Annotated in this window: 2 protein-coding genes; both read left to right on the top strand. The window is 67.5% G+C overall.

The genetic code is table 11. The annotated features are described in order from the left end of the window. The first annotated feature begins 567 nt into the window (after positions 1-567). On the top strand, positions 568-9312 hold the full coding sequence (locus EX88_RS0121600; RefSeq protein ID WP_152566410.1) for a glycoside hydrolase family 94 protein: 8745 nt from the start codon (positions 568-570) through the stop codon (positions 9310-9312). After that, on the top strand, positions 9309-9521 hold the full coding sequence (locus EX88_RS0121595) for a hypothetical protein (RefSeq protein WP_031374059.1): 213 nt from the start codon (positions 9309-9311) through the stop codon (positions 9519-9521). The genes EX88_RS0121600 and EX88_RS0121595 overlap by 4 nt, the downstream gene beginning before the upstream one ends. Positions 9522-9777: the final 256 nt, after the last annotated feature.

Here is a 9777-nt window from a genome sequence, read left to right as displayed (position 1 = left end):
ATACGGGACATCCTTGTCCCGATGAAAAACGGCCCGCATCCATGCGGGCCGCCCTCTGGGTCTTCTTCTGCCTTCGCGAGTACGAGGCGACGCACAGCAACGGCAACAGCAAAATCTTTACGGCAACGGCAACGGCAAGGGCGAGAACTCCTGTAGGAGCGACGTGAGTCGCGACCGCGCGGCTTGGGTCTCCGGCCAGAACTTGGGAACCGATCAATTCTCCAGGCGACGACCGGCGCCGGCGCCCCCCTTCCCCAACAGGCCAAAGCGCCAGCCTCGCCGCAATCGGCAGCGCATGGCGATGACGATATCGCCGCCGAGGATCATGCGCCAGCGGCACAGCGGATGATCGCGACGCTCCCGCCCCTCGCCGACCCGGCTGCGGAACCGCCGCATCGGTCGCCTTTCGCGCATTCGCTACTGCGATCGCTCGCACATTTCGGCCGCGCACAGTCCACAAGCCAGTCAGCACGGCGTATTGGCCGCGCTCGGCGGCGACTTCACAATCGCCTGCCCATGTAAATGCAATGATCCCGCTCTTGAAGGCTGAAGTGCCTGGGATCTTGCATGCCCAATGTATGGCGAATATTCAGTCAGTGGTTGCGCTTGCGCCGACGGCTGTGGCGATGGGGACGTGCGGCGACGAGCAAGCCGTGGCAAGCGGAACAACCTTTGCGCTCGCAGTTGTTCAGCGCCGAGCAGATGGAACGGCACGGCAAATCCCTCGCGCATGCGCATCGGGTGCGGGCGCGCACGGGTTCGGACTTGTTGCTGGGCCGTCTGCGCGCGAACGAAGGCATCCTCGACGCCGCCAGCACCCTGCTCACCCAGATGGTCCAGGACGAGGTCCGCATCACTCCGGCGGGCGAATGGTTGCTCGACAACTATTACCTGATCGAAGAACAGATCCGCACCGCGCGCCGCCATCTGCCCAAGGGCTATAGCCGCGAGCTGCCGACCTTGAGCCTGGGCCCGTCGGCCGGCCTGCCGCGGGTCTACGACCTCGCGATGGAGGCCATCGCCCACGGCGACGGCCGCATCGACGCCGAAACCATGACCCGCTTCGTCGCCGCTTACCAGACGGTGACGCCGCTCAAGCTCGGCGAGCTGTGGGCGATTCCGATCATGCTGCGCCTGGCCTTGATCGAGAACCTGCGCCGCATGGCCGTGCGGGTGATGCGCGACGGCGCCGATCATCGCCGCGCCGCCGAATGGGCCGAACTGCTCAACGACACCGCCGACGCCAACCCGAAGAACGTGGTGCTGGTGGTGGCCGACATGGCGCGCTCGAATCCGCCGATGTCGGGCGCGTTCGTGGCCGAGCTGACCCGCGGCCTGCACGGCCGCAGCGCGGTCCTGGCCATGCCGATGAGCTGGATCGAGCAATGGCTGGCCGATAGCGCCCACGGCGTCGAAGAACTGGTGCGCGCCGAGAGCCAACAGCAGGCCGCCGACCAGGTATCGATCAGCAACAGCATCGGCAGCCTGCGCTTCCTGGCCAACATGGATTGGCGCGAGTTCGTCGAGACCATGAGCCTGGTCGACCGGACCCTGCGCGAGGATCCGATCGGCGTCTATGCGAAGATGGATTTCAACACCCGCGACATGTACCGGCACGTGGTCGAGAAGATCGCGCGCCAAAGCGGCGTCAGCGAGATCGACGTGGCGCGCCTGGCCCTGAGCCTGGCGCTCGAGTCCGGCGAGGTCGATGATGGCAAGGCCCACGTCGGCTATTACCTGATCGACGACGGCACCAACGAGATCAAGGCCGCGGTCGCCGCCTCGCCGGACGCGCGCAAGCCGGTCCGGTTGCGCTCGCGCAGGATGCCTCTGTCCGTGTATCTGCTGCCGATCGCCGCGATCGCCGCGCTGTTCGGCTACGGATTGTTGTCCGAGCTATACGCAGCGCCGCTTCCGGCGGTGGCCTTGTGCCTGTTCGCGGCGCTCAGCCTGCTGGCTTTCAGCGAACTGGGCATCACCCTGGTCAACTGGATCGCTACCGTGCTGGTCGCGCCGAAGCCGCTGCCGCGCCTGGATTTCTCCAAGGGCCTGCCGTCGAGCTCGCGCAGCCTGGTGGTGGTGCCGAGCATGATCGGCAGCGTCGATGCGATCGACGGCCTGGTCGAAGGGCTCGAAGTCAGGTTCCTGGCCAATCGCGACGCCTACCTGCATTTCGCCTTGCTGACCGATTTCCTCGACGCCGACCAACAGGACTTGCCCGGCGATGCGGCCCTGGTTGCGCATGCCTCGCGCCAGATCGAACAACTCAATGCGCGCTATGCCCCGGAAGGCGGCGACCTGTTCTTCCTGCTCCATCGTCCCCGCACGTGGAACCCGCTGGAAGGCAAATGGATGGGCTACGAGCGCAAGCGCGGCAAGCTCGCCGCGCTCAACCGCCTGTTGCGCGGCGGTGCGTGCGAAGCCTTCATGGCGGTGACCGGCAACACCGAGGTGCTCGCCAACGTTCGCTACGTGATCACCCTGGACACCGACACCCGCCTGCCCCGGGATGCGGCGCGCGAGTTCATCGGCACCCTCGCCCATCCGCTCAACCAGGCCCGCTTCGACGAACGCCGGCGGCGGGTGACGCGCGGCTACGGCATCCTGCAGCCCAGCGTGGGCACCGGCATGAGCGAACGCCGCGGCTCGCGTTATGCGCGCATGTACGGCAGCGAAGCCGGCATCGATCCGTATACGCGCACGGTCTCCGACGTTTACCAGGACCTGTTCGGCGAGGGCTCGTTCGTCGGCAAGGGCATCTACGACGTCGACGCGTTCGAGTACGCCCTGGAAGGCCGCTTCCCGGAAAACCGCGTGCTCAGCCACGATCTGCTCGAAGGCTGCTATGCGCGCGCCGGCCTGATCAGCGACGTGCGTCTGTTCGAGGACTATCCCTCGCGCTATGCCGCCGACGTGAAGCGCCGCTATCGCTGGATCCGCGGCGATTGGCAGTTGCTGCCCTGGCTGTTGCCCTGGGTGCCGCGGATGAAGGGCGGCTACGAAGCCAATCCGCTGTCGTGGCTGTCGCGCGGCAAATTGCTCGACAACCTGCGCCGCAGCCTGGTGCCGGCCGCCGCCACCGCGCTGCTGGTCGCCGGCTGGGCGATATTGCCGCAACCCTTGGCCTGGACCCTGTGGCTGCTCAGCCTGTGGCTGGTGCCCACCTTCGCCCTGGCGTGCTGGGACTTGGCCACTCGCCCGGTCGACATGGCGCTGGAAACCCATCTGATGCAGGTGGTCGGCTCGATCGCGCGACAGATGCAACGCGCCGCGGTCAATCTGGCTTGTCTGCCGTACGAAGCCTTCTTCAGTCTGGGTGCGATCGCCCGCAGCGTGTGGCGGATGGCGATCAGTCGCCGCCGCTTGCTGCAATGGAACCCGTCGAGCGAAGTCGAGCGCAGTCTCGGCAGCGGCGTCGGCGCGGAACTGCGCAGCATGTGGTTCGCGCCTGCGTTCGCCCTCGCCGTCGCGGCCGCGCTGTCGCGCATCAACCCGGCGTCGCTGTGGGTCGCCGCCCCGGTCCTGCTGCTGTGGCTGCTGTCGCCGCCGCTCATGGCCTGGCTGGGACGGCCGCCGAGGCAGCGTCGCGCGAGTCTGTCGCAGACCCAGCTGAAATTCCTCGGCCGACTGGCGCGCCGCACGTGGGCCTTCTTCGAGATCCACATCCGCGCCGAGGATCATTGGCTGCCGCCGGACAACATCCAGGAGCATCCGAGCCTGGTGGTGGCGCGGCGCACCTCCCCGACCAACATCGGCCTGTCGCTGCTCGCCAACCTCGGCGCTTACGACTTCGGCTATCTGCAGGCCGGCGGGCTGATCGAGCGCACCCGCCTGGCGCTGACCACGATGGAGACCCTGCCGCGCCATCGCGGCCACTTCTACAACTGGTACGACACCGAAACCCTGCTGCCGCTGCCGCCGCGCTATGTGTCCACGGTCGACAGCGGCAATCTTGCCGCGCACCTGCTGACCCTGCGCCAAGGCCTGCTGGCGTTGATCGACGAGCCGGTGTTGGCGCGGCATACCTTCGACGGCCTGGCCGATACCTTCGGCGTGCTCGAAGAAACCTTGCGCGCGGCCGGCCGTATCGACGCCCCACTCGAACAAGCCCTGAGCGCATTCCGCGAACGCATCGACGCCATCCGCGCGCAGCCGCCGGCGTCGCTGCCGGAAGCCGAACGCGTGCTGGCGGGGCTGTCGTCGCGGGCGCTCGGGATCGAATCGTCGTTGCCGCCGCCCACAGCCCCACCGGAAGACGCGTCGGCCCCGCATTGGCCGACGATGCTGTCGGCCGCCTGCCGCGCCGCACAGGACGAATTGCTGCACTTCGCGCCGGGGATCGGCACACCGGAGGAAGGACAGAGCCGGCTTTCCGAGGCCGACCTCATGGAACGCATGCCGACCCTGCGCACCCTGCAAATGGCATCGCAGGACGGACTTGCGCGCGACCGCGCCCGCAAACGCGTGCACGAGCTCGAACGCCTTGCGCATATCGCCGGGCAGTTGTCGCTGATGGAATACGAATTCCTCTACGACCGCGGCCGCCATCTGCTGTCGATCGGCTACAACGTCGAGGAACGGCGCCTGGATGCCGGCTATTACGACCTGCTCGCCTCCGAAGCGCGCCTGTGCAGCTTCGTCGCCATCGCCCAGGGCCAGTTGCCGCAGGAGACCTGGTTCGCCCTCGGCCGTCTGCTGACCGAGATCGACAGCGGCGCCACCCTGCTGTCGTGGAGCGGCTCGATGTTCGAGTACCTGATGCCGCAGTTGGTGATGCCGAGCTATCCCGACACCTTGCTCGACCAGACCGCGCAACATGCGGTACTCGCGCAGATCCGCTACGGCCGGCAGCGCGACGTGCCCTGGGGCATCTCCGAATCGGGCTACAACACCGTCGATACGCGGATGAACTATCAGTACCGCGCGTTCGGCGTGCCCGGCCTCGGGCTCAAGCGCGGCCTCGGCCAGGACTTGGTCATCGCCCCCTACGCCAGCGCCATGGCCTTGATGGTGCTGCCGGAAGCGGCTTGCCAGAACCTGCAACGCCTGACCGAACTGGGCTTCGCCGGCCATTACGGCCTGTACGAAGCGATCGACTACACCCCGACGCGGGTGCCGCGCGGGCAGGATCATGCGGTCGTCCGCTCGTTCATGGCCCACCACCAGGGTATGGCCTTCCTGTCGCTGGACTATCTGCTGCGCGACCAGCCGATGCAAAAACGCTTCGTCGCCGATGCCGAGTTCCAGGCGACGCTGTTGCTGCTGCAGGAACGCATTCCGCGCACCGGCGTGTTCCATCCGCACGAGGCCGAAGCCAGCGGCGCACGCGCCGCGCCCGCCGCCAGCGAGACCCAACTGCGGGTATTCGCCAACCCGAGCACCGGCCGGCCTGCGGTGCAGATGCTGTCCAACGGCCGCTATCACAGCCTGCTGACCAGCGCCGGCGGCGGCTACAACCGCCTCGGCGACATGGCGGTGACGCGTTGGCGCGAGGACGGCACGCGCGATCACTGGGGCTCGTTCTGTTATCTGCGCGACGTGGACAGCGGCCAATTCTGGTCGGCGACCTATCAGCCGACCTGCGTGCCGGTGGACCATTACGAGGCGATCTTCTCCGACGCCAAGGCCGAGTACCGCGGGCGCAAGCACCGCTACGAGACTCACCTGGAAATCGCCATCTCCGCCGAGGACGACATCGAGCTGCGCCGTCTGCGCATCGGCAACCGCTCGCGCCACACCCGCACCATCGAGATCACCACCTACGCCGAAGTCGTGCTGGCCTCGTCGCTGTCGGACGAGTTGCATCCGGCCTTCAGCAATCTGTTCGTGCAGACCGAGGTCGCCCGCGACAAGCAGGCCCTGCTGTGCACGCGGCGGCCGCGCTCGCACGACGAGGTACCGCCGTGGATGTTCCACCTGGTCGCGGTGCACGATGCCGACATCCAGACGATCTCCTACGAAACCGACCGCTCGCGCTTCCTCGGCCGCGGCAACACCCCGCGCACGCCGCAGGCCCTCACCGCGACCGAGGCGCTGTTGGATTCGGTCGGCTCGGTGCTCGACCCGATCGTCGCGATCCGCACCCGCATCGTGCTCGCGCCCGAGCAGAGCGTCATCGTCGACATGGTCTCGGGCGTGGGCGTCGACCGCGCGGCCTGCAGCCGGCTGATCGACAAATACCGCGACCGGCGCCTCGCCGACCGCGTGTTCGACCTGGCCTGGACCCACAGCCAGGTGGTGCGGCGCCAGATCAACGCCTCCCAGGCCGATGCCCAGTTGTACGAACGGCTGGCCGGGCTGATGGTGTATGCACATCCGTTCCTGCGCGCCGATAACGCGGTGCTGTTGCAGAACCGGCGCGGGCAATCGGGACTGTGGGGCCACTCGATCTCCGGCGACTTGCCGATCGTGCTGCTGCAGATCGCCGAGGCCGGCAACATCGAGCTGGTCCGGCAGATGGTGCAGGCGCATGCGTATTGGCGCCTGAAGGGGCTCAACGTCGACCTGGTGATCTGGAACGAAGAACAGGGCGGATATCGCCAGCAACTGCAGGAGCAGATCCTCGGCCTGGTCTCGGCCGGCCCCGAGGGCAACGTGCTCGACCGGCCTGGCGGCATCTTCGTGCGACCGAGCCAGCAGATGTCGCAGGAAGACCGCATCCTGCTGCAGGCGGTGTCGCGGGTGATCATCAGCGACAAACGCGGCACTCTCGCCGCGCAGGTCAGCCGCCACGTGCCGCCCGAGCGCGAGATCCCCTTGCTGCTGCCCGATGGCCCGCCCGACGAGCCCGAGCCGATGGACGAAGCCGCGGCGATGCATCCGGCGGCGTTGCCGGGCCTGCCGCCTCCGCGCGCCGACACCGACGAAGACCCGTGGCCGTTCGAAGCGGTGACCGAGGCCTTCGTGTTCGACAACGGAACCGGCGCGTTCGCCGCCGACAGTCGCGAATACGTCGTGGTGCTGCGCGAAGGCGCGCCGACCCCGGCGCCCTGGTCGAACGTGATGGCCAATGCGCAGCTCGGCACCGTGGTCAGCGAGAGCGCGCCCGGCTACACCTGGTTCGAGAACGCGCACGAGTTCCGCCTCACCCCCTGGCATAACGACCCGGTCGCCGACACCGGCGGCGAAGCCTTCTATCTGCGCGACGAGGACAGCGGCCGGATCTGGTCGCCGATGCCCTTGCCCTGTCGCGGCAGCGGCGCCTACCGCACCCGCCACGGCTTCGGCTACAGCGTCTACGAGCATATCGAGGACGGCATCGCTAGCGAGCTGTGGATCTACGTGGCGCTCGACGAGGCGATCAAGTACTCGGTGCTCAAGCTGCGCAACCTGTCCGGCCGCGCGCGGCGCCTGTCGGCCACCGGTTACGTCGAATGGGTGCTCGGCGATATCCGGGTCAAGTCGCAGATGCACGTGGTCAGCGAGCTCGACGGCGCCAGCGGCGTGCTGACCGCGCGCAATCCCTACAACACCGAGTTCGACGGCCGCGTCGCCTTCTTCGACGTGGACGGCGAGCAACCCGGCTTCACCGCCGACCGCACCGAATTCCTCGGCCGCAACGGCAACCTCGGGCAACCGGCGGCGCTGCTCAAGCAGCGCCTGTCGGGCAAACTCGGGGTCGGGCTGGACCCGTGCGCGGCGCTGCAGGTGCCTATCGCACTGGCCGCCGACGAGAGTTACGAAACGGTATTCCGCCTCGGCATCGGCGCCGACTATGCCGCCGCCGTGCAACTCGCCCAAGCCAGCAAGGGCAGCGGCGCCGCCCACGATGCGCTGGATGCGGTGCGCATCCATTGGATGCATACCCTCGGCGCGGTCCGGGTCGAGACCCCCGACCCGAGCGTGGACGCGCTCGCCAACGGCTGGCTGCCCTACCAGGCCTTGGCCTGTCGTTACGTCGCGCGCAGCGGCTACTACCAGTCCGGCGGTGCATTCGGCTTCCGCGACCAACTGCAGGACACGATGGCGACCGTGCACGCGATGCCGGCGCTGACCCGCGAACACCTGTTGTTGAGCGCGGCGCATCAGTTCCCGCAGGGCGACGTGCTGCATTGGTGGCACCCGCCGCTCGGCCGCGGCGTGCGCACGCGCTGCTCGGACGATTACCTGTGGCTGCCGCTGGCCGCCTGCCGCTATCTGCAGGTCACCGGCGATCGCAGCGTGCTCGACGAGCGCGTGCGTTTCGTCGAGGGCCGCCCGGTCAACGCCGACGAGGAGTCCTACTACGACCTGCCGTTGGTCTCGGCCCGCCAACAGCCGTTCTACGACCATTGCGTGCTGGCGCTCAAGCGCGGCACCGAACTGCTCGGTGAACGCGGCCTGCCGCTGATCGGCAGCGGCGACTGGAACGACGGCATGAACCGCGTCGGCGACGCCGGCAAGGGCGAAAGCGTGTGGCTGGGTTTCTTCCTGTTCGACACCTTGAACCGCTTCGAACCGGTCGCGCGCGGGCGCGGCGACGCCGCCTTCGCCGATTACTGCGTCGAACACGCGCAGCGCCTGCGCGGGAACCTGGAAACCCATGCCTGGGACGGCGATTGGTACCGGCGCGCCTGGTTCGACGACGGCACGCCGCTGGGCTCGGTGCACAGCGACGAATGCCGGATCGATTCGATCTCGCAGAGTTGGTCGGTGTTGTCGGGCGCAGCCGATCCCGAACGCGCGCGCCAGGCTATGGAGTCGCTGGACCAATACCTGGTGCGGCGCGATGCCGGCCTGATCCAGCTGCTGCAACCGCCGTTCGACAAAACCAGCAAGGACCCCGGCTACATCCGCGGCTACGTGCCCGGCGTGCGCGAAAACGGCGGCCAGTACACCCATGCCGCAGTGTGGGCGGCGATGGCCTTCGCCGAACTCGGCGACAGCGCGCGGGCCTGGGAACTGGCGCGCATGATCAATCCCATCCACCACGCCCGCGACGCCGAAGCCACCACTGTCTACAAGGTCGAGCCCTACGTCCTCGCCGCCGATGTCTACGGCGTCGATCCGCACACCGGCCGCGGCGGCTGGACCTGGTACACCGGCTCGGCCGGCTGGATGTACCGCTTGCTGACGGAATCACTGCTCGGCCTGCAGCGCCACGGCGACACGATGCGCCTGAAACCCTGCATTCCGGCCGATTGGCCTGAATACCGGATCCAGTACCGCCACGGCGACAGCCTGTACCGGATCCACGTGCGTCAGGTCGATGCCGATGGCGGCGCTGCGCAACTGCAACTGGATGGTGTCGTGCAGGAGGGCCTGCAGTTCTCGCTGCTCGGCGGGCGGACGATCCACCACGTCGAGGTGATCTGGCCGCGGCCGCAGCCATGAAGACCCGGGCGCAACTGGATGCCGGACTCGAGCGTCTGTCGCAGATGCTGCCGCCTTGGTTGGAATCGCTGCGTCACGAGGCGCAGTTCTGGCCGCAGTTCAGGGCACTGGTAGACGAGCTGATGGCGGACGCCGATCCGGTCGATCGCGCGCATGCGCAGCGGCGTATCGATGAGATGTTGGCGAGGCATGGGCTGCGCTGGCGCTGACGTTCCCGCCGTTGCCGTTGCCTTTGCCTTTGCCTTTGCCTTTGCCGAGATTTTGATCTGCTTTTCTGCTTTTCTGCTTTTCTGCTTTGCTGCTCCTGCTCTGCTGCTCTGCTGCTTTGCCGGTCAAGTGGAGACCCGGAGGGCGCCGCACAGGACGTGCGCCGTTTTTCGATAGGACAAGGATGTCCTATCGAAAAATTCCGGCGCTGGCATCGCACTCGTGGCCTGTGCCCTTGCAAGGAGAGCCCTTTTCTTT

Source organism: Lysobacter antibioticus (assembly GCF_000731095.1).
GTDB lineage: Bacteria > Pseudomonadota > Gammaproteobacteria > Xanthomonadales > Xanthomonadaceae > Lysobacter > Lysobacter antibioticus_B.
Note: the sequence above shows the minus strand (reverse complement) of the source record. Positions and strands in the feature narration are given on the sequence as shown.